Source organism: Haemophilus haemolyticus, from assembly GCF_001008205.1.
GTDB classification, from domain to species: domain Bacteria; phylum Pseudomonadota; class Gammaproteobacteria; order Enterobacterales; family Pasteurellaceae; genus Haemophilus; species Haemophilus haemolyticus_Q.
In genome coordinates this window covers 1-23,121 of record NZ_LCTK01000003.1, presented here as the reverse complement: position 1 = coordinate 23,121, position 23,121 = coordinate 1, and the positions used below count along the sequence as shown (strand labels likewise).

The window sequence follows — 23,121 nt, the reverse complement described above, 5'->3', positions numbered from 1 at the left end:
AAAGCTGCTGGTGAAATAAATCGACCAGCAGCTTGTTGAAAAACAATTATTTAGATGTGCAGGCTTTCAGCAGTGCTTCACTACCTTGCGCAATATATTCATCATTTTCACCGCGCTCTTTGCCTTTTTGCAAATCACGCATCGCATCATAAATACCTTGAGTCATGCTTTGCGAATCCACTTTTTCCCAACAATTTGCGTTCAAACGTTTAATATTAGCTTGCAATGCTTCCGCATGTAACACTCCGCTATAATAAGCATATACATCAGAATCATGGCCGCCAGTATAAAGTTTATCCTGAATTTGTTTCACAGGAACTAAAATACGGCCTAAATACCAATCATTGGCACCACTTGCAAAATTATCTACAAAGAAATTTTCATTCACGCTACCTTTATATGTCGCCACAGTCGCTTCATAAGCAGCCGCATAAGATTTTTGATCGATTTTATCTTTATCTAAATCAATCACTTTTTTATCGTTCCCCATAAATGGAATATAGTTGGTAACCGATGACCAAGAAGAACAACCTGCCAACATTAACGTAAAAAATAAAACAGAGATTTTTTTAAACATAGTCATACCTGATTAAAGTTAATAAAACGCCGCCATTATACTGGCTGAAGGGGATTAAAGAAAGGGCGGTAATTATTCCGCCTCTTTTACTAAAGATACCAAAATCTGATCGATTTTAAAATTTTCTGTATCAATCACTTCAAACTTGTATTTTCCGTAAACCACAGAATCGGTTTTTTTCGGGATTTTACGTAACATATACATCATAAAGCCACTGATGGTTTCGTAATTTTCTTCATCTGGGAAAGATTCAATATCTAACACTCGTGTCACATCTTCTAATGGCGTTGCGCCATCAATAAGCCACGAATTTTCATCACGACTCACAATATATTCTTCTTCGTTAGAAACCAATTCCCCCATAACAATACTCATCACATCATTTAGCGTAACAATACCAACGACAAGGGCGTATTCATTTACAATAATCGCAAAATCTTCGCCAGTAGATTTAAACAATTCCAATACTTCGTAAAGAGAAAGCGTATCAGGCACAAATAATGCTTTACGGAGTAGTTTAGGATCTGTGAGCACCACATTTTCATTCTGCAAATACATGGTGAGCAACGTATGGGATTCTACATAACCTAAGATTTTGTCTAGGCTATTGTCACAAATCACGATTTTAGAATGAGAATCACGAGAAAGCGTATCCATGACTTCTTGGCGAGAAAAAGTGCGGTCTAAATACACGATATTTTCACGCGTTGTCATAGTGGAGGTCACTGTACGCGATTGCATATCGAAAATATTTTCGATGAGATAATGCTCTTGAGTTTTTAATACTCCAGCCTCTGCACCCGCTTCTACTACGGCGAAAATATCTTCAGATGTCATGCCATCTTCACGCACAGTGGAAATACGAAATAAGCGGAAAAATACATTAGCTATCGTATCAAAAAACCATACAAGCGGCTTAAAGACAAACATACTGAAATTCATAATTCCGACAACGCGCAATGCCACCATTTCAGGATAAGTAATGGCAATACGTTTTGGAATAAGATCAGCAAATAAGATAAAGAAACAAGTAACCAATACAAACGCGATTGTAGAAGAGGTTGGCTCAATCCAATCGCCCACAAAAGAACGGCTTAAAATTTCCGCGATATAAGGGCTTAGTGCACTTTCACCAATTCCCCCGCCAAGAATAGCCACCATATTCAAACCGATTTGAACCACGGTAATAAAACGACCTGGGTGCTCTTGTAATTTAAGCACTTGAAGCGCGCGTACATCCCCTTCATTCGCAAGGGTTTGTAGTTTCAATTTACGCGAACCCGCCAGTGAAATTTCTGCAGAAGAAACAACCGCACTAATTAGAATTAAGGCAATAATCGCCAAAATAGTATGAAATAATTCCATAATCATTACTCAAAAATATGAAAGAAAACGACCGCACTTTGCGGCCGTTCAGGATATTACTCTTCGCTGTCAAACCAGCCGCGAACAAATTGAATAGACAAGAATAAAGTAGCTAACAGGAATGCATAAAAAATCCAAGAAACGATTGGATGACTTGGCGTGTCATCAGCCGTAATTTCTTTAATTGAGGTTGCATTACGATATTCATCCATCATCGTAATACGCCAACCATAGTATTTAATTTGCACAAGTTTGTTGTCATTACCCAAAGCCTGCGCTTCAGCCTGTAAATTGGCTGATCCAAATTTGAAGTAGAACGGGAAACCCCAACGTGTATCTTCATTGCGATACACCATAATTTTGCCATCATCATTTTGCGTATTGATGTAATACACATCACGTGTTGGGCCATCAGCTGGATTCGATTTTGTGATTGGGCCATCTTTATCAACACGTTTAACTTCTACGCCAGTAACACGCGTCACATCGTAATGAGGAAATACATAATTGACCACAGAAAACATAAAACCGTGGAATAAAAAAACAACAATAAATAAGAAATATTTAAAAAACTTTCGCATACTTTTCCCTTGTCAGAACTGTGCATTTATTCTACACGAATTTTAAATAAACGCTCGAAATTTTGCGTGGTGATTCTAGCAAACGCCTCAGCCGAAACACCCTTTAAGGTTGCTACATATTCACATACTTCTCTCGTATAAGCCGGTTGGTTTTCTTTTCCTCGATAAGGCACTGGCGCAAGATAAGGCGAATCTGTTTCCACCAATAAGCGATCCGTTGGCACATAACGAATAACCTCACGAATCGCTTCGGCATTTTTAAAGGTTACAATGCCAGAACAAGAAATGTAAAAACCTAAATCCAACGCTTTTTTCGCAAATTCCATGGTTTCCGTAAAACAATGAATAACGCCACCGCATTTTTCAGCATGGTGTTGGCGTAACATTGCAATGGTGTCATCGCCCGCAGAACGTGTATGAATGATTACAGGCTTATCTAACTGATTTGCAATATCGATTTGGCTACCAAACACCGCTTGTTGTTCCGCTTTATTGTCCGCGCTGTAATAATAATCTAAGCCAATTTCGCCAATCGCAATCACTTTTGGATCTTGCGCTAAACGTAATAAGCGTTCTGCGTCATAAGGTTCCTCTTCAAAATCAAGGGGATGAACACCACAAGCAAGTGAGACATTATTAAATTCACGTAAAGAGTCATAAGCCTGCTCAAAACGGCTTAAGGTTACACCAATCGCGAGCAAATGTTTCACATCACGCGCTCGCGCTTTTTCCACCACATCCGCGATATTTTTATGTAAATTTTCATAATCCAAAGCATCTAAATGGCAGTGGGAGTCAACAATGAACATAATTATTTTTCCTTATGCCTAAGGCTTGAACGCCATAGACGATATATCTTTAATTTATTGCGTTTCAAATACTTCTGTAACTAATCGCGTCAAGCCATCTAATAGCATTAATTCAACATTCACACCATTAATTGTAAGTAAATCTGACCGCACTTTTTGCATAATTTTAATGGCTTGTAATAAACCAAGAGCGGTTTGCTCATCGCTGAATTGTTCGATACCACGCCCAAGATCAGCCACTTGTCGATGACTATCAATTTCAAGTTTATGTTTTAAACAATCGGAAAGAAAAGCCAAAATCCAATCAACTTGCTGAACATAACGTTCTTTATCAAACAACGGAAGCAATTCCAATGGCGAACGTCGGCGATAGAACACCCAAAATTGACGTAAGAAGTTTTTGCGCTGTTCAATCAGCCCTTGTTGTAAAGTTTCTAAGGCAAAAAGCGGACGCCCAAGATTCATCGCAAGTGCGGTCAAAATTTCCTGATTTTCAGCCGCACTTTCTGATTTCAACCAATCAAGAGCCATTTGTTCATTAGGCACAGACAGATTCCACACTTGACATCGACTGTAAATGGTTGCCAACAAACTTGACGAACTATCTGTTTGAAGTAAAAAATAAGTATTTGGACGAGGCTCTTCCAATGTTTTCAATAACGCATTGGCAGCTGCTTCCGTTAAACATTCCGCTCCTTGCACATACACCACTTTATTGCCGTTTTGTTGTGCGTGCTGCGCAACAATTTCATTAATGTCGCGTACTTGATCGACGCCAATATCCTTGCCGTCAATAGGGCTTAATTCATGATAATCTGGATGACTATGGACTTGCATTAAATGACAAGAATGGCATTGGCCACAAGGTTTATCGCCTTGAGCCACACACATTATTTTCTGTGCAAGTGCATTAAATAAACTTTCTACACCTAAACCAGAATCAGCTTTAATCAGCACAGCATGATGCCCCAAACCTTCGTCAAAGGTTTGAGCAATTTGATGATAAATTGGCATTAGCCAAGGGTAAAGAGCGGTCATTTTTCGTTTGATTTCCACCAATTTTTTACCGCGCTTTCGATATCAGCTTGAACAAGTTCAATACTCTGCTCTGCATTAATTACGACTGCTTTTGGATTATCTTTTACTAACGCTAAATAGCGTGCTCGAGTACGGTGAAAAAAATCTAAATCCATTTGCTCAATACGGTCTAACTCGCCACGTCCACGAGCTCGCGCTAAACCAACGCACGGATCTATATCCAAATAAATCGTGAGATCTGGCTCAAAATTGCCTAATATGGTTTCTTTCAAGGTGAGCATAAAATGCGGATCTAATTGACGTCCACCCCCTTGATATGCCTGAGATGACATATCGTGACGATCGCCCACCACCCATTTCCCTTGCATTAAGGCAGGTTTAATCACATTTTCCACCAACTGAATACGAGCCGCATAAAGCATTAATAACTCTGCTTTATCTGTCACGGGTTCTTCGGTTTCATGTTTGATGAGATCGCGTAATTTCTCAGCCAGTGGCGTTCCACCAGGTTCGCGTGTAAACACGGCATCTTGAATACCAAGTTCATACAAGACTTGTACAACAGACTGATGAGCGGAACTTTTCCCCGCGCCTTCCAAGCCTTCAATGACAATAAATTTTCCTTTCATATTTTCTTCCGCACTTTTATTTGGCATTTTTCTGGCTGCGATACCAACGTAAATATTCTTGTACCGCTTTATTATGTTCATTCAAATTTCGGGTAAATTTATGCCCACCAGAACCATCTGCTACAAAATAATAAAAATCTGTTTTTTCTGGATGCGCAACAGCCTGTAACGAACTTTCGCTTGGCATAGCAATTGGCGTTGGTGGCAATCCATCAATCACATAAGTATTATAAGGCGTTGGGGTTTCTAAATCTTTTTTACGAATATTACCGCTGTAATTCTCACCCATACCATAAATTACCGTTGGATCCGTTTGTAATTTCATTTTTGCTTTTAAGCGGTTGAGAAATACAGATGCCACTTTTGCTCGCTCCGTAGCCACGCCCGTTTCTTTTTCTACGATAGAAGCAAGAATCAACATTTCATAAGGATTCGCTAAAGGTAAATCCTCGTCACGCTCGTTCCAAGCCTTATTTAACGCCTTTTTCATTCGCTCAGCCGCTCGCTTCAGTAGCTCCAAGTCTGTCGATTTAGGCGTATAATTATAAGTATCAGGATAAAGCCAACCTTCCACATTTTTTAGTTCAAGATTTATACCAACATCTGGCAAATCAAGTAATGTGAAAATTTCCTCGTTACTCTTATCTTTCAAGGTTTGCACCAAGTGCGGTGCATTTTCGAGATCTTTTCGCCAATCCTTGAAGGTTTTTCCTTCAATCCATTTTACATTAAACTGCACTTCCTTACCTGAATTAAGCAAATCCAGTAAATCTTTCACAGTTTTAACATTCTCAAGAGAATAAGTCCCTGCTTTTATTTTATTTAGCTCTGGTTTCAACTTCAGCAAATAAGGTAATAATTTCCCATCATCAATTAACTTTTCTTGCTCAAAAAGTGCGGCTAATTTTGAACCTGTTGTGCCACGTTCAATCATTAAAAGTTGATCTGCCTGCACATTTACCGGAGTTTTTACAAATTCAGTAATTTTGTAATAACCAAAACTGGCCGCGCCCGCTAAAATCAAAATTAAAAGTAAAATCGCAATTAAAAATTTCTTCATAAGAAATAAGAAAGAGAAAATAAAAAACAACAAAAGGGGCAATTAAGCCCCTTTCTTTTAAACATTAAATCATTTATTAAAATATTGAATATCCGCAGTTTTACGTAATGCTTTTACCCAATCTTTATTTGCGTCTTGTAACTGACTGTTCACCAAATGTTCATAGGCTTTTTGCGTATAAGCATCCGCCGTACGGTCACCATCGCGAGTGCCTGTTACTTCCAAAATATGCCAACCGAACTCGGTTTTAAATGGCACAGAAATTACACCTTGTTTACTTTGTGCAATGGTCTGTGCAAATTGCGGTGCGTAACTTTCTGGGAACGCATAACCTAAACTACCGCCATTTGCCCCAGATAAATAGTCTTTAGAATATTTTAAAGCCGCCTCTGCAAAAGTCATTTTACCCGCAATAATATCAGAGCGAATTCTTGTTAACTCTGCTTTGGCTTGTGCATCATTTAACATCGGGTTAAGTTTTAACAAAATATGGCGTACTTCGTATTCTTTACCCGTTACTTTTTGCGCTGTACCTTGTGATTTTGCCTCATCCAACATTTTTTGGCCTAGCGCAACCACTTCTTCACGTGTCACTGCAACACTTTCATTGATCGCCTTATTACGCACCGCACCCATCATCATTTGATTGGCAATTTGTTGACGAAATGTATTTAATGAAATGCCTTGATAATCTAACGCATCCAAAAATTGACCATAAGTTAAACCATTTCTTGCCGCAGTATCTTCCACAACACGATCGATTTCGCGCGGATCAATTTTCACACCAGATTCTTGAATCGCTTTTTGTACTAAAAGATCATCAATAATTTTATCAAGTGCACTTTGGCGATCGCCTTTTTTACCCATATTTGCACGAACTTGGCTTTCTAAAATAGGAATACCATCTACTGTTGCGACAACGCGTTCACCTGCTTGAGCCATAGAAGTAAAAGCAACACAACCTAAAGTAGCCCATAAAAAAGATTTTAGAATAAATTTTTTCATTTTCATCTCATCAAAAAAGAGTCTATAACGTTCGTTAGAGTAACAATTCTATTGAAGGTTCACAATAGATAAGATTTATTTCCCTAAGATAGCAACTTCGTAACAGCCATCTTGTTTTTCAGTGCGAACTTGTACAAGTTCATCACGGCTTGTTGGCACATTTTTACCTACGTAATCAGCGCGAATTGGTAATTCACGATGGCCACGATCAACAAAAATAACTAATTCAATTTTTGCCGCTCGTCCAAAATCGGTGAGTGCATCCATTGCCGCTCGAATGGTTCGACCAGTAAACAACACATCATCAACCAAAATGACGGTTTTATCTTGAATATTCAAATATTGTGATGAACCACTATAAACTGGCATTTTATCTTCCTGATCAACCAAGGTTAAATCATCGCGATAAAAGGTGATATCCAGTTCCATTGAAGGTAAATTTATACCACTTAACTCTTCAACTCGACGTTGTAATAATTCGGCAATTTCCGCGCCACGACGTTTAATCCCAACAATCACGAGATCATCTAACGTTTGATGTTTTTCAATAATTTCGTGAGAAATACGCGAAATCGTGCGAAGAAAACGATCGTGGTCGATAATAATTTTTTCCATTTTTCACAGCTTTATCAATAGTATTTCAATGCGCAAAGTATAAAGAAAATGCGCCTAAAAAGCGACGGTATTTGCACCATTTTTCTTGTTCGTTATACTATCCAAAACATTCCATCAAAGGAAATAAAATTATGCGCTACTCCATTCAAGATTTTATCCAACTCATTGCCCAACTTCGTAATCCAAATGGCGGATGCCCTTGGGATTTAAAACAAAATTATGAATCTATGATTCCTTGCTTAACGGAAGAAACTTACGAAGTAATTGAAGCGATTGAGAAAAAAGACATACCAAATTTACGCGAAGAATTAGGGGATTTATTGTTACAAGTCGTTTTCTTCAGCCAGCTTGCTACAGAAGATAAATACTTTACTTTTGACGATGTATTGCAAGATGTCGCTGAAAAAATTGTGCGCCGTCATCCTCACGTGTTTGGCGATGCAAAAGCGGGGGACGAAACAGAAGCCCTTTCCCGTTGGAACGAAATGAAAGCCAAAGAAAAACAAGGTAAAAGTGCAGAAACCTCTATTTTAGATAATGTACCTCGTGCCTTGCCTTCTCTTATGCGAGCAGCAAAATTACAAAAACGTTGTTCAAAAGTAGGGTTTGATTGGGAAGAAATTTCACCCGTATTTGACAAAGTGCGGGAAGAATTAGAAGAAGTTCAAGCTGAAATTAACCGCACTTCGATTGAACAAAATAAAGTGGAGGAGGAAATCGGCGATTTATTGTTCGCAACCGTCAATCTTGCTCGCCACTTAAAATGTGATCCTGAAGATGCATTACGGAAAGCGAATTTAAAATTTGAACGTCGTTTTCGAGCAGTAGAACAAGCGGTTCAACAACAAGGTAAGCAAGTTAATGATATGCCACTGATTGAATTAGATTTGTTGTGGGATGAAGTGAAAAAACAAGAAAACTAATTGAGAAGTGTGGTAAAAATTTCTATCAGTTTTGATCTAACTTTTTGGGGTCAGATCAACTTCACCACACTTTTTGTTTATAAGATTGATTTTATTTCAGCAAACTCTTTCTTTACTTAAGAGAAAAAATATTAATAAGCCGTTTCTATCGGCAAACCAGCTTTTACCCAAGCATCAAATCTGCCAATGACGCTAAACACATATTCATAGCCTTGCTCAATGAGGAAAGCCGCCAGTTGGATGGATAAGTGACTTCGCCGCCCTCTGGCGTTAATTCTTTTTTTAATAGGGCAAAAAGAGACGACTTACCGCAACCATTCTTCCCCACCAAGCCGACTTTTGGTTTCGGATTGATGGTTGCCGTGGCATTTTCGAGCAATGCGGTTTGCCCGCGCTTTAGGGAAATATTATTAAATACAATCATTTTTTCGAATACATCTGAATTTGTGCCTATTTTGCAATATTTTTCCTTTTCTCGGAACAGTCTATTCCAATTTTATCGATATTTCTGCCTGAAAAAACACGTATAATGACGCTCAACAAATCAATCATGAGGAAATAAAATGAAGCTCTCTATTCTTAATCTCGCCCCTGTTCGAGAAGGACAAACTTATTTGCAAGCGGTTGAGTCTATGGTAAGTCTTGCAAAACACGCTGAGAACATTGGCATTGAACGCTATTGGATTGCTGAGCATCATAATATGAAAAATTTGGTGAGTTCAGCGACCGCACTTTTAATTCAGCATACGTTAGCCAATACGAAAACTTTGCGCGTGGGGTCTGGTGGCGTAATGTTACCGAATCATTCGCCGTATGTAGTAGCTGAGCAATATGGCACACTGGAGACGCTTTATCCAAACCGAGTTGAACTCGGCTTAGGGCGTGCGCCAGGAACTGATATGCAAACGGCTGCAGCACTTCGTCGTGGACGAAACAGTCTGGATTTCCCTGCGGAAATTGCGGAACTTCGTGGTTACTTTAAAGATTGCAACCCTGTTTCCGCTTATCCTTCCGCAGGCTTGAATATACCGTTTTATATTTTAGGATCCAGCACCGAAAGTGCCTATCTTGCAGCAGAGCTTGGCTTGCCTTATGCCTTTGCTTCACACTTTGCGCCACGCATGATGGAAATGGCAGTGGAGATTTACCGCAAAAACTTCAAACCTTCTACCTATCTTGCTGAACCTTATGTCATCTTAGGTGTGAACGCGATTGTTGCTGAAACCGATAAAGAAGCAAAACAACTGGTGACAACACAAACACTATTTTTCTTAAATGTGGTCACTAACGCACAACAAAATTTACAACCGCCTTTGGCATCAGAGGAAGATGTTTGGAAAGCCCAAATGCATGCCCAAAAGAAACCGCACTTTGGTCCAGTCGATTTCGAGGAGATCCCGATTTACAACCAAGAGCGTGCTGTAGTGGAACAAATGACCGCTTGTTCGCTTATTGGTAGTCCTGAAAGTGTGGAATTTCAACTCAAGCAACTGCGTGAACGGGTACATTTTGATGAAATTATGGCGGTGAGCTATATTTTTGATGAACAAAAACAAGCCCAATCTTACACGATGTTGAAAGCGATTGTGGATAAGCAATAGCAAGACAAAAATAAAAAGTGCGGTAAATTTCACCGCACTTTTTGTTTCGGATTGATGGTCGCCGTGGCATTTCTCGAGTAATTCGGTTTGCCCGTGTTTCAGAAAGGCATTACTAAAAACAATCATAAATATTTAAACTAAAAAATTTTAAATGGTATAACTATTATTCACTTATTATGATTTTGCACTTTTAATCAAATTAGTTATATGTTCTAACCCATCAAAAGTACTTGGTACTTGTTCTGATGTTGAAACGATGCTACTAAAAATTAGGTTTTCGAATTTATCTAAAGATGTTCCATCTTTTTCTTTAATCTCTTTTGCATAATCAGCATAACTTTGAATAAATTGACATAGAGACTGTCTGAGTTCTATTTGCATAATTTGTGTTTGAATTGAATTATAGTGTTTAAGAACCACCCTAAATAAATAAAGTAAAATAAATTCAAGACCAAGATAAGGCATTAAAAACTTCCAGAAGTCAAAGATTTCTGTAGGCTCGTCAGGTAAAGAATTATGATAATACCCCAAAATCGTAAACATAGATAAGGTAATTAAAAATAAAAGAACAAAAGAAGTCCATTTTGCACAAGTTTTTTTCTTTAATATTTTTTCAAATCCTTTTGATAAGCCAACAAAATTAAAAGCTGTTTTTTGCTTTTCTAGCAATGATGCTAATTCATTAGTTTCATTCCTATTTTTAATTATATTTTTGTCAAAATTCTGAAGTTCAGAATCTAACGTACCTTTTCGTTCGTTAATTTCCCTTAAGCCATTTACTTTAGCATTTTCAAGTTGTTCAAGTTTTGATTTAAACTTTCTTTCTTGAATAGACAATGATAAATAAAAATAATCTAAAAACCTATCATTCTTCAAGTTTTTATAGTAATTAAAATCAAAAATCCCTTGACCTTTTATCTGAAATTCATTTCTCAAAAAAATCTCCCATGTATTATAAGCATCAAAAATTTCAGGTTTATCTTTATTGTCATCTTTAATATATTTTATATAAAAGTAATATTCTTTTAGAAATGAAGCACATATTAAGTAAGATGCATCGTCCGCTATATTACTAGAATTTATATACTGTTCTAATGCATAACTATATTTTCTAAAGGCAAAAGGTAATATATTTTCTTTTTCACTCCCTAAATAAATTAATGTATTTAATAAAACAAAACATAAATTAATTTTGCTAGCTTTCTCATCGGTATTATTTACATTTTGGACATATTTTAAAACTTCTAAACGTTTTTGCTTTAACTTTTCATCATTAATCATTTATACAACCTCACAGAATTAATAAGCCGTTTCTATCGGCAAACCAGCTTTTACCCAACCATCAAATCCACCAATGACGCTAAACACATTTTCATAGCCTTGCTCAACGAGGAAAGTCGCCACATTTCGGCTACTCACGCCATGATAACAACTCACGATAATCGGGGAGTCGAAATCCACCAATTCTTCAAATTGTAAAAAGCTTTGGTTAGTTAAATGAAACGCCCCTTTCGCATGGGAATAGGTGAAACGTTGTGGATCCCGAATATCAGCAAGCATGGCGCCATTTTGCACCATTTCCCAAGCTTGTTCTGGACTAATTTCTTTAAACGACATGGTTTGTTCCCTTTGCGCGCTGTTTATACACGCCATCAAAAATAATCAGGCTCATCGCCAATACTAAACAAATGAATAACGGATAGCTGTCCGCATCCATTTCCTCTCCAATTAAAAATGAAATAATCACCATTAAAATGGTTTCAACATAACCTAAAAGGCCAAGCAAATTCATCGGCAGCATATTGCTGGCAATCACGTAAGCAATTAATGCTGCACCACTAATAAGCCCGAGTAATACCAATAATCCCCAAATATTAGGATTCGATTCCTGCACGGTGGCAAAATCGGTTTGAAGGGCAAAGTAAATGCTAACAGGCAATAATGCGATCATTTCTAAGCAAAAGGCACCAAGATCGGTATTTTTTAAGGCTTTTCGTATGGAGAAATAGGTGGTGTAACCCACACAGATAACAATGGCTTCCCAAGATAACCCGCCTTTTAAAACGATGTTAGAAATCACCCCTACAGCCGCAATTAACACAGCAATAAATTTCAATGTTGAAATTCGTTCTTTAAAAATGATCCGTCCTGCGGCCACCATCACAATTGGTAACAATAAATAACCGAAAGAAACACTTAAGGAGCTGCCATTATTGGGTGCCCACAAAAAGAGCCACATTTGATAACCCATTAATGCGCCACAGGTGATATAGGAAAGGGCAAAGAGCGGTTGTTTTTTGATGCGTTTTATATGTTCCACTAATGCCTGTTTCTGTTTAAACATGATGACGGAAAGGGCGACAAAAGGGAATGTAAAAATCATTCGATAGCCGAAAATATCCGTGCCGCTGAGTGGTTTCAGCAGCGTGGAAAAATAATACATATAGCCAAATAAAAATGAGGCTAAAAGTGAAATGAGTACGCCTCTTAACATAATAAATCCTTAGGTTAATTCTGCTTATTATTCTAGTCTAACATCTCCCAAAATGCACGAATTAAGGGATTCGCTAAATTTCTTTTTTGCACACAAACACCTAAATCAAACGCTTCTACCGGATTATCCAAATTTAAACGGGAAACTTCTTTTGCCATTGGACTATTATCAATTACCGCATCGGGTAGCATGGCCAATCCAAAACCGAGCGCTACCATTGGCACGATCCCTTCGTGTCCTGCTACGGTAGCATAGATTTTCGGATGCTTAATATGCTTGCCCCGTAACCATTGCTCAATACGTTGCCGCGCCATTCCATCTAACGGTAAGATAAAAGGCATTTGTTGCCAATTAATCGGCTCTTCTTGCAATAATTGTGTCGCTAAACAAGCCACGCGAGGCGCAATTAATGAAAGGGAAATATCATCAATCTTATAAAACTCTAATCCTGTCGGCAGATTATTCGGTTTTCCCGCCAAAGCAAGATCCACCTGTTCCGATTGAATAAATTGCACCGCAGAAGCGGGGTCACCAGTTGTCAGTTGAATTTCAACTTTCGGATAACGCGTACGAAACTTGGCTAATACCTGTGGCAAGTGACTATATGAAGCCGTTACCGAACAAAATAAACGTAACTCTCCGCTTAATTCCGCTGAGTTATCCCGAAGCTGACGCTTAAACTGTTGCCAGTTTTGCCATTCTGTTTTCGCAAATTGCAAAAATTTCTCACCTTGTTCGGTTAAACGCACTTGTCGATTATCACGAATAAATAAAGGCTGTTCTAATTCCTCCTCCATTCGTTGAATCTGGCGTGAAAGCGTAGAAGGCGACATATGATTTTGCGTAGCGGTTTTTGCAAAATTTTGTGTGTCCGCAAGATGAAGAAATATTTGAAGGTCTTGAAAGTCCATATGTATCACTAAAATATAAATATCGTTGCAAAAAATGCAACACTAAGTGCCAATAATATCACTTTACGCAATAATTAAAAATCTTATAATCCATGACACAACAAAAAACTATATTCAAACACAACCTCATACACATTAATCAACATCATATTAAGGATGAAAAATGGCTAACTATTTCAACACATTAAATTTACGCGAAAAATTAGATCAATTAGGTCGTTGTCGTTTTATGGATCGCAGCGAATTTGCTGACGGTTGCAACTACTTAAAAGGCAAAAAAATCGTTATCGTAGGTTGTGGTGCGCAAGGCTTAAACCAAGGTTTAAATATGCGTGACTCTGGCTTAGACATTTCTTATGCATTACGCCCTGAAGCAATTGCAGAAAAACGCGCTTCATTCCAACGCGCAACCGAAAATGGTTTTAAAGTGGGTACTTATCAAGAATTAATCCCAACTGCAGACTTAGTGATCAACTTAACGCCAGATAAACAACACTCTAAAGTGGTGGCTGATGTGATGCCATTAATGAAAAAAGATTCTGCATTCGGTTACTCACACGGTTTCAACATTGTTGAAGTAGGTGAGCAAATCCGTGAAGACATCACTGTAGTAATGACTGCACCAAAATGTCCAGGTACTGAAGTACGTGAAGAATACAAACGTGGTTTCGGTGTGCCAACATTAATCGCGGTTCACCCAGCAAATGACCCACGTGGTGAGGGTATGGCAATTGCAAAAGCATGGGCAGCAGCAACTGGTGGTGACCGTGCAGGCGTATTAGAATCTTCATTCGTTGCAGAAGTAAAATCTGACTTAATGGGTGAACAAACCATTCTTTGCGGTATGTTACAAGCAGGTTCTATCGTATGTTACGACAAATTAGTCGCGGACGGTAAAGATCCAGCATACGCAGGTAAATTGATCCAATACGGTTGGGAAACTATTACCGAAGCCTTAAAACAAGGCGGTATCACATTAATGATGGATCGCTTATCAAACAGCGCAAAATTACGTGCATTTGAACTTGCTGAGCAAATCAAAGAAAGCCTTGGTTTCTTATATTACAAACATATGGATGACATCATCAGCGGTCACTTCTCTGCGACCATGATGGCTGACTGGGCAAACGGCGACAAAGATTTATTCGCATGGCGTGAAGCAACTGGCAAAACTGCCTTTGAAAATGCACCAAAAGCAGATGGCATCAAAATTTCTGAACAAGAATACTTTGATAACGGCGTGTTAATGGTCGCAATGGTGAAAGCAGGTGTTGAATTAGCCTTTGATGCAATGGTGGCAAGTGGTATCTATGAAGAATCAGCCTACTATGAATCACTTCACGAATTACCGTTAATTGCAAACACCATCGCGCGTAAACGTTTATACGAAATGAACGTAGTTATTTCTGATACGGCAGAATATGGTAACTACTTATTCTCTAACGTAGCGACCCCTATTCTTGCTAAAGAAATCATTCCAACCTTACAAAAAGGTGATTTAGGTGAACCTACACCAGCAGTCGCTATCGACAACATCACTTTACGCGATGTAAACGATGCAATCCGTAACCACCCGGTTGAATTAATCGGTCAAGAGTTACGTGGCTACATGACAGATATGAAACGTATCGCAGTTGCAGGTTAATCATTAGATCGTTAAAATTTAAGCCAGCTTATTCAATAAGTTGGCTTTTTTATAATCCAAAGGAATTAATATGAAAAACAATAAAATTTTTAACCGCACTTTTAAAGTGAGTTTAGTCGCTACAGCTCTTGGATTGGTAAATTCAGCTCTAGCAGCCGATGTGGCTTGTAATAGTAGTGGCGTGACAATTACTGGGCAAAGTGGAGCTGTGTTGAATCAATGTTCGATTAATCCAATCAGTCCAACAAATGAGCCTGAATAGGGTTCTCTATCTGCAGTAACGATGACAAACTCAACCGGGCAATTAAATAACGTCAATGCATCTCTTGAAATACCTGCTAACCGTGGTAACTCATTTAAAGTTGTTAATATCACTAATTCATCAGTTAATATTGATGGTGGTAATTACTCTATTACCAACCCACATAATGCATCTCCCGCAGGTTACTTATTTGATATTAATAATTCAACAACAAATATTTCTAATGCTAAACTTTCAATAAACTCATCTTCTAGTGATGGGCTTTTTGATATTTTCCATGTAGATCAAAATAGCTCATTAATGTTGAAGAATACTGAAATTACTACATATAGTGATAATACTGTTTTTCATTATGAAGCATTAAATAAAAATCCAAACTCTAAAATTGTAATTAATGATTCAAATATTTCTATCCCTAATGGATCAATTCTTGGTATTTCTCCAGGAATACATGAAACAACGGATGGCCAATTTTCTATCACATTTAGTAATTCAACTGTTCAAGGAGCAATTCTTGCCTCTGTTACAGATATTGATAGCCATAAGCGTCTATCTGAAAATCTAACCATCATCGCAAATAATTCTCAGCTATCTGGGCTTACTGAAGTTAATAGCCCAAATAGTAAAATTAATTTGGCATTAAACAATTCGTCTTGGAACGTATCAGCATACTTTGATCAAAATGAGAATAAAACCGTCCAAAACTCACTTACAAATTTATCACTAAATAATGGTACTGTTTATTTTGATCGCTTTGGAACTAATTATCAAACATTAACGATTAAAGGTGATTTAACTGGTAACGGAACGTTTTATTTAAACACGTTAATTCCAGGATTCCAATCAGATAAAATTGTTGTCTTAGGAAAAGCAGAGGGTAACCACAAACTCAATATTAATGAGCAAGGAACGGTTGCAGTTGCAAATTCTAGGGTAACTCTTGTAGAAACTCATGGTGGTGATGCAACCTTTAGCTTAACCAACCCAAACAACCGCGTAGATTTAGGGGCTTACCAATATTTCCTAACAAAAGAAGGAAATAATTGGGTATTAGCGAATTCTAAAAATGCGGTCACCCCAACTCCGCCTGTTGCACCAGTTACCCCAAGCAATCCTGTGGTGACTCCAAGCAAACCTGTGGTGACTCCAAATAAACCTGTAGTAACACCAACTGCTCCAGTTCTACCAAGTACACCATTACTCTCAGACTTAGCGAATGCACAAGTTTCTCTTCGCCAAGCACAATTGCTTTTAGTGGAAGATGATTTAAGTGGTATTCATCAACGTCTAGGTGAAGTGAAAAATGGTGAAAAAGGTAATGTATGGGTTCGTAATGTGAATTCTCGCCAAAAATTAGCCGCACTTTCGACTGGTGAGAGTGAAACTTCTGGCTTTAAACAAAACGTACATCGCGTACAAGTGGGCTCTGATGCTGCTGTAACAGATAACCTCCGTCTTGGTGGATTTGTTGGCCGTAGCCAAGCTAACGTTGATTTCAATAGTCATTACGGTGATGGCAAAGTAAAAAGCAACAGCGTGGGCTTATATGCCGCTTACCTTGCAGATAACGGTATTTATGTAGATAACATCGTGAAATACAGCCGTTTACACGCTAACTCAGATCACACTGAAAAACGCCATTACAACGCTTATACTATTTCGAGTGAATTAGGCAAACGCTTTAGCCTTGCGAACGATTGGACAATTACCTCGCAAGCGCAATTAGCGTGGACTCATATTTCATCACAAGAGAATGAAGATAGCTTATCTTCTGTTTATTCTCGAATTGGTTTACGTGTAGCCAAAGGCTTTGCATTAAGTAATGGTTGGAATTTACAACCTTATGCAGAAATCAATGCGATTACTAGCAAAAACCGTAGCAGCAAAATTCATTACACAAACAGCGCGCTTGATGTCGCAAGCAGCCGTGGACGTTTTGAAAGTGTGGTCGGTTTAAATGCTGGATTTGCAAATCATCGTTTTGGTTTAGAAGTAAGCCGTGCTGACGGTAAAAACTTCGATAAACCTTATGCAATTCAAGCGGTTTATCATTATAGCTGGTAGTATCTTGCTAAACATACCTCTTAAAAGTGCGGTGAAAATTCACCGCACTTTTGTTTGTCCCAACTAAATATTCAAAATCTTATAAATTTCAGAATCTTTACGATCTAGATAATGGATGGATTGGATTTTACGAATTGTGCGAGATTTTCCACGAATTAAAATTGTTTCAGTGCTGGCTAAATTGCCCTTTCGAGAGATACCTTTAAGCAAATCGCCATTAGTGATACCTGTTGCGGTAAATACTAGGTTATCATCACGCACAAGATCTTCAAGTTTTAACACTTCATTGATTTTTACGCCTAATGCTTCACAACGCAGAATTTCATCGGTAGCAATTTTTTTATTTTCTTCCGTATCACCTTTTACTTCGTTACGAGGAAGTAAACGAGCTTGCATATCGCCACCTAATGCACGAATTGCAGCTGCAGCAGCCACACCTTCTGGTGCACCACCGATTCCGTAAAGAAGATCGACTTCGGCATCAGGCAAACAGCACAATACGGAACCTGCTACATCACCATCAGGGATCGCCATCACTCTCACGCCCAAGTTATGCATTTGTTTAATTACCGCATCATGGCGTGGTTTTGCCAATACCATTACGGTGAGATCAGAAAGGGATTTTCCTAGCTTAGATGCGACACGGCGAAGATTTTGTTCTAGTGGTAAAGTTAAATCAATCATGCCTTTAACATCGGGGCCAACCACCAATTTTTCCATATACATATCTGGTGCTTTTAAAAAGGTATTTCTGCCACCAGCAGCCAAGACAGAAATAGCATTAGACTGACCCATTGCGGTCATACGCGTGCCATCAATAGGATCAACGGCGATAGAAACCAATTCTCCCATGCCAGAACCGACTTTTTCGCCAATATAAAGCATTGGAGCTTCATCAATTTCCCCTTCACCAATCACGATTTCAGCATCCATATGAATTAAGTTCAGCATATAACGCATAGCTTTCACTGCTGCATCGTCAGCTGCATTTTTATCCCCTCGCCCCAGCCACATATGAGCCGCTAACGCAGCCGCCTCAGTCACACGTGAAAATTCAATAGCCAATGCACGATTCATCATTATTCTCCTTCTGCTTACTTTTCTAGATCATGGCAAAATGGCCTTATTTTATCACCACGTAATCGTTTGCATAATAATTTTTTCTCCAACGCTTTAAAAAGGAAAATTTACTGGGTAAAATACTCTCAAACTTACCCATATTTAAAAGGAAATCATTATGTCTTTAGAAATTTTAGACCAGCTTGAAGAAAAAATTAAACAAGCGGTAGAAACTATCCAATTACTTCAATTAGAAGTTGAAGAATTAAAAGAGAAAAACGCAGAATCTCACAGAAATATCGAAAGTTTACAAACTGAAAACGAACAACTGAAAAACGAACACCGCAACTGGCAAGAACATATTCGTTCATTGCTTGGCAAATTCGATAACGTTTAATCGTAATAAAAGGCTTAGAAAATCTAAGCCTTTTTATTTTAATCATTTCAAAAATATTCTTTTACTTTTCCCTGTGTTAGGGAAGAAAATAAATACAGGATAATCAAATGCACATTTGCATTCTCTCTGGCAGCACTTTAGGTGGCGCAGAATATGTTGCCGAACATTTAAACGATGTTTTAAAAACTCAAGATTTTTCCACCACTCTTTTTCACGGACCAAGTCTATCCGATATCGAAAATGAAAAAATTTGGCTTTTTGTGACTTCAACTCATGGTGCGGGCGAGTTGCCGGATAATTTAAAACCTCTATTTGATGAATTAGCTAAAAATCAAAGCGATTTTTCAAATGTTCGCTTTGCGGTCGTTGGATTAGGTAATTCTGATTATGATACTTTTTGCTATGCAGCGGATAAAGTAGAGCAAACTCTCCAAGAAAAAAATGCAGTCAAAATTTGCGAGACGTTAAAAATAGACGTTTTAAACGTGGATGATCAAGAAGGCTATGCTGAAGCATGGTTACCGAGATTTATCGAGGGATTAAAATGATTGCCTTAATCCAGCGTGTCACCCAAGCGAAAGTTGATGTAAACGGTGAAACAATCGGGAAAATTGGCAAAGGTTTACTGGTTTTGCTTGGTGTAGAAAAAGAAGATAACCAAGAAAAAGCGGATAAACTGGCTGAAAAAGTGCTTAATTATCGAATTTTCAGTGATGAAAATGACAAAATGAACTTAAATGTTCAACAAGTACAAGGTGAATTACTTATTGTTTCTCAATTTACATTAGCGGCGGATACACAAAAAGGTTTGCGTCCAAGCTTTTCAAAAGGTGCCCCCCCAGCATTGGCTAATGAATTATATGAATACTTTATCCAAAAGTGCGGTGAGAAATTACCTGTTTCAACAGGGCAATTTGCAGCAGATATGCAAGTGAGCTTAACAAACGATGGCCCAGTTACGTTTTGGTTAAACGTATAAATAAAAACGGTTAATTTAGTAATAAGATTCTTAAGACTTTTAGAAAATTAAGCACGCTAAATAGCTTAACTAATGGAATATCTACGTTAAACGTACATATTCCATTAGTCAACGTCAACTAACAACATAGCACCTAACAACAAGGTTGGTGAGCAAAAAGGCGAACTGAAGCCCTCCATTGCTCCCTCGTCCATAAATGGACGTTTCCTCTCACCAATGGCCACTTATAATAACAAGGGTGAATTATCACCGTTGCCATTTCACTGATTAGGGACAATCGGGAATGTCAGACAACAGCCCGCCAAACCCAATAGGCAAAGTGCACAGCGCAATGCCAAATGGCACAAACATCCATTCTTGCGCCTAAATCTTTTCATTTATAGTCTGTGTTATCAGCTACAAACTCACTGTACAAGAATATGGTATGCCTTTTCCTAGGTTAAAACTGTGATCTAGATCACAAAAATAAAAATGCGGTGAAATTCTTTTAAAAATTTCACCGCACTTTTAAGAATAAATGATTATTGTCGGATTAAAAGAGCAACAGCCTCGCAAGCAATTCCTTCTTGTCTTCCTGTAAATCCTAATTTTTCGGTAGTCGTTGCTTTCACATTGACTTGCTCAATATCGCATTGTAGGTCTTCAGCTATTTTGGCACGCATAGCATCAATATGTGGGCGCATTTTAGGTGCTTGTGCAATGATAGTGACATCAACATTACCAATTTTATACCCCTTTTCTTGCACTTGACGAAATGCTTCACGCAATAGCCCACGGCTATCAGCATTTTTATATTGCATATCGGTATCAGGGAAAAGCTTTCCAATATCACCTAGAGCGGCGGCTCCCAAGATGGCATCGGTTAAGGCATGTAATGCTACATCACCATCAGAGTGCGCAATAAACCCAGTATGATAAGGCACTTCTACGCCACCAATAATTAATGGCCGATTTTCGCCAAACGCATGAACATCAAAACCGTGTCCAATTCTGATCATAATTTATTCCTTGTTAAATAAAATTCTGCTAATGCCAAATCTTCTGGACGAGTCACTTTTAAATTATCACTACGCCCAGCCACCAAGTGCGGTCGAAATCCTGCCAGTTCCATTGCTGATGCTTCATCCGTTATATTCGCACCTTGTTGAATCCCGGTGGAAAGCGCATTTCTTAATATATCTACTGGGAAAAACTGTGGTGTCATCGCTTGCCAAAGTTGACGGCGATCTTCTGTTTTCACAATACATTGCTGATTATCCGCCCGTTTAATCGTATCCGTTGCTGGAATTGCCAAAATAGCACCATGTTCATCTTCAATGGCTAGCAATTTATCAATGTCGGCGTGTTGCAAACAAGGACGAGCAGCATCATGAACAAGCACCCACGCATTTTTTTCCTTAATTGCATTTAAACCATTTAAGACAGATTCAGCTCGCGTTGCGCCACCTTCCACTAACTGAATTTTACTAGGGAGTGATAGCTTAACAATATAAGGATCATCTTTGCTCACCGCCAAAATAATTTTAGAGACGGCAGGATGAGAAAGCATAACATCAAGTGTGTGTTCGAGCAGTGTTTTGCCGAGTAGAGTTAAATATTGTTTCGGTTTATCTGCTTGCATTCGCGAGCCCACACCAGCTGCTGGCAATACCGCAATAATTGAACGAGCCATTATTTATTCTCTTTCACAATGTGATAAAACACTTCGTTTTCTTTTACCATGCCATGCTGCATTCGAGCACGTTCTTCAATAGCTTCAAAGCCTTTAGTTAGTCCTTGAATCTCCGCATTAATACGCTGGTTGCGTTGAGACAGTTTTTCATTTTCCGCTTGGTTTTCTACAATCTTTGCGGCAGTGTCGCGGTAATCGAAGAAACCATTACGGCCAAACCATAAGTCATATTGAAACAAAGCTAATACGGCAAAAAGAATGAGAATAAGAAGTCGCATAAAAATGTTGGTAATGAATAAAATTGCGGTTAGTTTACCGTGAAAAGGGGGGAAAGGCGATAGGATAAAAAAGAAAGTGCGGTAAGTTTTACATCTAAATCTCGCGTTAAAAATGTGACGAACATCACAAATTTAATAGAATTACCAAGAAAGCGCCCCAAAAAATAAAAAGGCTTGCTATACTCTCCCTCGTTTTTACTAACCCTAAAGTTAAAAGGAATATAACATGAAAACAACTTTAAAAATGACCGCACTTGCAGCACTTTCTGCTCTTGTTTTATCTGGCTGTGGCGTACACAAAATGAAGTCAGAAGAACATGCAAATATGCAATTACAACAACAAGCTGTTCTTGGCTTAAACTGGATGCAAGATTCTGGCGAATATAAAGCATTAGCTTATCAAGCCTACAATGCGGCAAAAGTAGCATTTGATCACGCAAAAGTGGCAAAAGGTAAGAAAAAAGCGGTTGTGGTTGATTTAGATGAAACCATGTTAGATAACAGCCCTTATGCTGGCTGGCAAGTTCAAAATAACAAACCATTCGATGGTAAAGATTGGACTCGTTGGGTAGATGCTCGTCAATCTCGTGCCGTTCCGGGTGCGGTAGAATTTAACAATTACGTAAACAGCCACAAAGGTAAAATGTTCTACGTAACAAACCGCAAAGATAGCTCTGAAAAAGCCGGCACTATCGATGATATGAAACGTTTAGGTTTCAATGGTGTGGAAGAATCTGCATTTTATTTGAAAAAAGACAAATCAGCTAAAGCGGCTCGTTTTTCAGAAATTGAAAAACAAGGTTATGAAATCGTACTTTATGTAGGCGATAACTTAGATGACTTCGGTGATACCGTATATGGCAAATTAAACGCAGATCGTCGTGCATTCGTTGATCAAAACCAAGGTAAATTTGGTAAAACTTTCATTATGTTACCTAACGCAAACTACGGTGGCTGGGAAGGCGGTTTAGCTGATGGATATTTCAAAAAAGATACACAAGGCAAAATCAAAGCTCGTTTAGATGCAGTACAAGCTTGGGATGGTAAATAATTTTCCATTAAAAAGATCGATTTAAATATCGATTCTGAAAATTTAGTTTTGGGGCTAAGCTCAGTTTTTACTGGCTTAGCCTTTTTAGTTTTTTAGATTAACTCAA

26 protein-coding genes and 2 pseudogenes are annotated in these 23,121 nt (G+C 38.3%); 9 read left to right on the top strand and 19 right to left on the bottom strand.

The window, feature by feature from the left end:
* Positions 1 to 46: 46 nt before the first annotated feature.
* The 9 genes from AAX18_RS00160 to pyrR form a co-directional block, all read right to left on the bottom strand.
* A complete protein-coding gene (locus AAX18_RS00160) occupies positions 47 to 577 on the bottom strand; it encodes a hypothetical protein (RefSeq protein WP_046952566.1) in 531 nt (176 codons plus the stop codon).
* A 72-nt stretch (positions 578 to 649) separates the two neighbouring features.
* Complete coding sequence (gene paeA, locus AAX18_RS00155; protein WP_046952565.1) at positions 650 to 1,948, bottom strand: polyamine export protein PaeA; 1,299 nt, start codon at positions 1,946 to 1,948, stop codon at positions 650 to 652.
* 50 nt (positions 1,949 to 1,998) lie between these two features.
* Positions 1,999 to 2,523: a DUF1523 family protein gene (locus AAX18_RS00150; protein WP_005626131.1), complete on the bottom strand. Its 525-nt coding sequence runs from the start codon at positions 2,521 to 2,523 to the stop codon at positions 1,999 to 2,001.
* Positions 2,524 to 2,549: 26 nt separating this feature from the next.
* Entirely contained in the window at positions 2,550 to 3,332 is a 783-nt protein-coding gene (locus tag AAX18_RS00145) for a YchF/TatD family DNA exonuclease (protein WP_005626132.1), read from the bottom strand.
* 54 nt (positions 3,333 to 3,386) lie between these two features.
* Positions 3,387 to 4,370 (bottom strand): DNA polymerase III subunit delta', encoded by a 984-nt coding sequence (locus tag AAX18_RS00140; protein WP_005626133.1) that lies wholly within the window; start codon positions 4,368 to 4,370, stop codon positions 3,387 to 3,389.
* Positions 4,367 to 4,999: a dTMP kinase gene (tmk, locus tag AAX18_RS00135; protein WP_032825402.1), complete on the bottom strand. Its 633-nt coding sequence runs from the start codon at positions 4,997 to 4,999 to the stop codon at positions 4,367 to 4,369. Before tmk ends, AAX18_RS00140 begins: the two co-directional genes overlap by 4 nt.
* A gap of 16 nt (positions 5,000 to 5,015) precedes the next feature.
* A complete protein-coding gene (gene mltG / locus AAX18_RS00130) occupies positions 5,016 to 6,059 on the bottom strand; it encodes an endolytic transglycosylase MltG (protein ID WP_046952622.1) in 1,044 nt (347 codons plus the stop codon).
* 69 nt (positions 6,060 to 6,128) lie between these two features.
* Positions 6,129 to 7,064 carry a peptidylprolyl isomerase gene (locus tag AAX18_RS00125; protein ID WP_046952621.1) on the bottom strand — a complete coding sequence of 312 codons (936 nt, stop codon included), beginning with the start codon at positions 7,062 to 7,064 and terminating at the stop codon, positions 6,129 to 6,131.
* 75 nt (positions 7,065 to 7,139) lie between these two features.
* On the bottom strand, positions 7,140 to 7,679 hold the full coding sequence (pyrR, locus tag AAX18_RS00120; protein WP_005626142.1) for a bifunctional pyr operon transcriptional regulator/uracil phosphoribosyltransferase PyrR: 540 nt from the start codon (positions 7,677 to 7,679) through the stop codon (positions 7,140 to 7,142).
* A gap of 131 nt (positions 7,680 to 7,810) precedes the next feature.
* Between pyrR and mazG the strand changes: the two genes are divergently transcribed.
* Entirely contained in the window at positions 7,811 to 8,602 is a 792-nt protein-coding gene (mazG, locus tag AAX18_RS00115) for a nucleoside triphosphate pyrophosphohydrolase (protein ID WP_005626144.1), read from the top strand.
* 131 nt (positions 8,603 to 8,733) lie between these two features.
* Here the strand turns inward: mazG and AAX18_RS08960 are convergent.
* Positions 8,734 to 8,847, bottom strand: a pseudogene (locus tag AAX18_RS08960) (rhodanese-like domain-containing protein); the annotation flags it as partial.
* Positions 8,826 to 9,026: pseudogene (locus AAX18_RS00110) on the bottom strand (ATP-binding cassette domain-containing protein); the annotation flags it as partial. The pseudogenes AAX18_RS00110 and AAX18_RS08960, both read right to left, overlap by 22 nt.
* Before the next feature lie 139 nt (positions 9,027 to 9,165).
* Here AAX18_RS00110 and AAX18_RS00105 point away from each other — a divergent pair.
* Entirely contained in the window at positions 9,166 to 10,203 is a 1,038-nt protein-coding gene (locus AAX18_RS00105) for an LLM class flavin-dependent oxidoreductase (RefSeq protein ID WP_005626148.1), read from the top strand.
* 174 nt (positions 10,204 to 10,377) lie between these two features.
* Here AAX18_RS00105 and AAX18_RS08635 read toward each other — a convergent pair whose 3' ends face one another.
* Genes AAX18_RS08635 through ilvY form a run of 4 tightly spaced genes read right to left on the bottom strand, consistent with a single transcriptional unit; the run spans position 10,378 to position 13,608 of the window.
* Positions 10,378 to 11,484: a hypothetical protein gene (locus AAX18_RS08635; protein ID WP_046952563.1), complete on the bottom strand. Its 1,107-nt coding sequence runs from the start codon at positions 11,482 to 11,484 to the stop codon at positions 10,378 to 10,380.
* A gap of 18 nt (positions 11,485 to 11,502) precedes the next feature.
* Entirely contained in the window at positions 11,503 to 11,820 is a 318-nt protein-coding gene (gene glpE, locus AAX18_RS00095) for a thiosulfate sulfurtransferase GlpE (RefSeq protein WP_005627244.1), read from the bottom strand.
* Positions 11,810 to 12,697, bottom strand: a complete 888-nt coding sequence (gene rarD / locus AAX18_RS00090; protein ID WP_046952562.1) for an EamA family transporter RarD — start codon at positions 12,695 to 12,697, stop codon at positions 11,810 to 11,812. The genes glpE and rarD overlap by 11 nt, the downstream gene beginning before the upstream one ends.
* Before the next feature lie 32 nt (positions 12,698 to 12,729).
* Entirely contained in the window at positions 12,730 to 13,608 is an 879-nt protein-coding gene (ilvY, locus tag AAX18_RS00085; protein ID WP_046952561.1) for an HTH-type transcriptional activator IlvY, read from the bottom strand.
* A 163-nt stretch (positions 13,609 to 13,771) separates the two neighbouring features.
* On the opposite strand from ilvY, the gene ilvC reads away from it, so the two are divergent.
* The 3 genes from ilvC to AAX18_RS08815 all read left to right on the top strand — a co-directional run bounded on the left by ilvC (position 13,772) and on the right by AAX18_RS08815 (position 17,579).
* Positions 13,772 to 15,253: a ketol-acid reductoisomerase gene (gene ilvC / locus AAX18_RS00080; RefSeq protein WP_005627251.1), complete on the top strand. Its 1,482-nt coding sequence runs from the start codon at positions 13,772 to 13,774 to the stop codon at positions 15,251 to 15,253.
* 70 nt (positions 15,254 to 15,323) lie between these two features.
* Positions 15,324 to 15,515: a hypothetical protein gene (locus tag AAX18_RS08955; protein ID WP_046952560.1), complete on the top strand. Its 192-nt coding sequence runs from the start codon at positions 15,324 to 15,326 to the stop codon at positions 15,513 to 15,515.
* Between the two features lie 21 nt (positions 15,516 to 15,536).
* A complete protein-coding gene (locus AAX18_RS08815; protein ID WP_230599523.1) occupies positions 15,537 to 17,579 on the top strand; it encodes an autotransporter outer membrane beta-barrel domain-containing protein in 2,043 nt (680 codons plus the stop codon).
* A gap of 63 nt (positions 17,580 to 17,642) precedes the next feature.
* Here the strand turns inward: AAX18_RS08815 and glpX are convergent, their stop codons facing one another.
* Positions 17,643 to 18,656, bottom strand: coding sequence for a class II fructose-bisphosphatase (gene glpX, locus AAX18_RS00065; protein ID WP_046952559.1), 1,014 nt, complete (start codon positions 18,654 to 18,656; stop codon positions 17,643 to 17,645).
* A gap of 160 nt (positions 18,657 to 18,816) precedes the next feature.
* Here glpX and AAX18_RS00060 point away from each other — a divergent pair, with 160 nt between their 5' ends.
* The 3 genes from AAX18_RS00060 (at position 18,817) to dtd (ending at position 20,014) form a co-directional block, all read left to right on the top strand.
* Positions 18,817 to 19,035 carry a cell division protein ZapB gene (locus AAX18_RS00060; protein WP_005627167.1) on the top strand — a complete coding sequence of 73 codons (219 nt, stop codon included), beginning with the start codon at positions 18,817 to 18,819 and terminating at the stop codon, positions 19,033 to 19,035.
* Between the two features lie 107 nt (positions 19,036 to 19,142).
* A complete protein-coding gene (gene mioC, locus AAX18_RS00055; protein WP_046952558.1) occupies positions 19,143 to 19,583 on the top strand; it encodes an FMN-binding protein MioC in 441 nt (146 codons plus the stop codon).
* Positions 19,580 to 20,014 (top strand): D-aminoacyl-tRNA deacylase, encoded by a 435-nt coding sequence (gene dtd / locus AAX18_RS00050; RefSeq protein ID WP_005629919.1) that lies wholly within the window; start codon positions 19,580 to 19,582, stop codon positions 20,012 to 20,014. Before mioC ends, dtd begins: the two co-directional genes overlap by 4 nt.
* A gap of 521 nt (positions 20,015 to 20,535) precedes the next feature.
* Here the strand turns inward: dtd and ispF are convergent.
* Genes ispF through ftsB form a run of 3 tightly spaced genes read right to left on the bottom strand, consistent with a single transcriptional unit; the run spans position 20,536 to position 21,964 of the window.
* The gene (gene ispF / locus AAX18_RS00045) at positions 20,536 to 21,012 is read right to left on the bottom strand and encodes a 2-C-methyl-D-erythritol 2,4-cyclodiphosphate synthase (protein ID WP_009500705.1); all 477 of its coding nucleotides are present in this window, start codon (positions 21,010 to 21,012) and stop codon (positions 20,536 to 20,538) included.
* Positions 21,009 to 21,686 (bottom strand): 2-C-methyl-D-erythritol 4-phosphate cytidylyltransferase, encoded by a 678-nt coding sequence (ispD, locus tag AAX18_RS00040; RefSeq protein ID WP_046952557.1) that lies wholly within the window; start codon positions 21,684 to 21,686, stop codon positions 21,009 to 21,011. The genes ispF and ispD overlap by 4 nt, the downstream gene beginning before the upstream one ends.
* Complete coding sequence (gene ftsB, locus AAX18_RS00035; protein WP_005627159.1) at positions 21,686 to 21,964, bottom strand: cell division protein FtsB; 279 nt, start codon at positions 21,962 to 21,964, stop codon at positions 21,686 to 21,688. The genes ispD and ftsB overlap by 1 nt, the downstream gene beginning before the upstream one ends.
* 226 nt (positions 21,965 to 22,190) lie before the next feature.
* Between ftsB and hel the strand changes: the two genes are divergently transcribed.
* Complete coding sequence (hel, locus tag AAX18_RS00030; protein ID WP_046952556.1) at positions 22,191 to 23,015, top strand: lipoprotein e(P4); 825 nt, start codon at positions 22,191 to 22,193, stop codon at positions 23,013 to 23,015.
* The last annotated feature ends 106 nt before the right edge of the window (positions 23,016 to 23,121 follow it).

Coding starts and splice junctions, on each gene's coding strand:
- glpE (WP_005627244.1), bottom strand. CDS start 11,820: ATGTCGTTTAAAGAAATTAGTCCAGAACAAGCTTGGGAAATGGTGCAA.
- AAX18_RS08815 (WP_230599523.1), top strand. CDS start 15,537: ATGACAAACTCAACCGGGCAATTAAATAACGTCAATGCATCTCTTGAA.
- ilvC (WP_005627251.1), top strand. CDS start 13,772: ATGGCTAACTATTTCAACACATTAAATTTACGCGAAAAATTAGATCAA.
- AAX18_RS08955 (WP_046952560.1), top strand. CDS start 15,324: ATGAAAAACAATAAAATTTTTAACCGCACTTTTAAAGTGAGTTTAGTC.
- hel (WP_046952556.1), top strand. CDS start 22,191: ATGAAAACAACTTTAAAAATGACCGCACTTGCAGCACTTTCTGCTCTT.
- ftsB (WP_005627159.1), bottom strand. CDS start 21,964: ATGCGACTTCTTATTCTCATTCTTTTTGCCGTATTAGCTTTGTTTCAA.
- dtd (WP_005629919.1), top strand. CDS start 19,580: ATGATTGCCTTAATCCAGCGTGTCACCCAAGCGAAAGTTGATGTAAAC.
- AAX18_RS00160 (WP_046952566.1), bottom strand. CDS start 577: ATGTTTAAAAAAATCTCTGTTTTATTTTTTACGTTAATGTTGGCAGGT.
- AAX18_RS00145 (WP_005626132.1), bottom strand. CDS start 3,332: ATGTTCATTGTTGACTCCCACTGCCATTTAGATGCTTTGGATTATGAA.
- AAX18_RS00105 (WP_005626148.1), top strand. CDS start 9,166: ATGAAGCTCTCTATTCTTAATCTCGCCCCTGTTCGAGAAGGACAAACT.
- ispF (WP_009500705.1), bottom strand. CDS start 21,012: ATGATCAGAATTGGACACGGTTTTGATGTTCATGCGTTTGGCGAAAAT.
- AAX18_RS00125 (WP_046952621.1), bottom strand. CDS start 7,064: ATGAAAAAATTTATTCTAAAATCTTTTTTATGGGCTACTTTAGGTTGT.
- AAX18_RS08635 (WP_046952563.1), bottom strand. CDS start 11,484: ATGATTAATGATGAAAAGTTAAAGCAAAAACGTTTAGAAGTTTTAAAA.
- mazG (WP_005626144.1), top strand. CDS start 7,811: ATGCGCTACTCCATTCAAGATTTTATCCAACTCATTGCCCAACTTCGT.
- glpX (WP_046952559.1), bottom strand. CDS start 18,656: ATGAATCGTGCATTGGCTATTGAATTTTCACGTGTGACTGAGGCGGCT.
- rarD (WP_046952562.1), bottom strand. CDS start 12,697: ATGTTAAGAGGCGTACTCATTTCACTTTTAGCCTCATTTTTATTTGGC.
- AAX18_RS00060 (WP_005627167.1), top strand. CDS start 18,817: ATGTCTTTAGAAATTTTAGACCAGCTTGAAGAAAAAATTAAACAAGCG.
- pyrR (WP_005626142.1), bottom strand. CDS start 7,679: ATGGAAAAAATTATTATCGACCACGATCGTTTTCTTCGCACGATTTCG.
- AAX18_RS00150 (WP_005626131.1), bottom strand. CDS start 2,523: ATGCGAAAGTTTTTTAAATATTTCTTATTTATTGTTGTTTTTTTATTC.
- mltG (WP_046952622.1), bottom strand. CDS start 6,059: ATGAAGAAATTTTTAATTGCGATTTTACTTTTAATTTTGATTTTAGCG.
- AAX18_RS00140 (WP_005626133.1), bottom strand. CDS start 4,370: ATGACCGCTCTTTACCCTTGGCTAATGCCAATTTATCATCAAATTGCT.
- mioC (WP_046952558.1), top strand. CDS start 19,143: ATGCACATTTGCATTCTCTCTGGCAGCACTTTAGGTGGCGCAGAATAT.
- tmk (WP_032825402.1), bottom strand. CDS start 4,999: ATGAAAGGAAAATTTATTGTCATTGAAGGCTTGGAAGGCGCGGGGAAA.
- paeA (WP_046952565.1), bottom strand. CDS start 1,948: ATGATTATGGAATTATTTCATACTATTTTGGCGATTATTGCCTTAATT.
- ispD (WP_046952557.1), bottom strand. CDS start 21,686: ATGGCTCGTTCAATTATTGCGGTATTGCCAGCAGCTGGTGTGGGCTCG.
- ilvY (WP_046952561.1), bottom strand. CDS start 13,608: ATGGACTTTCAAGACCTTCAAATATTTCTTCATCTTGCGGACACACAA.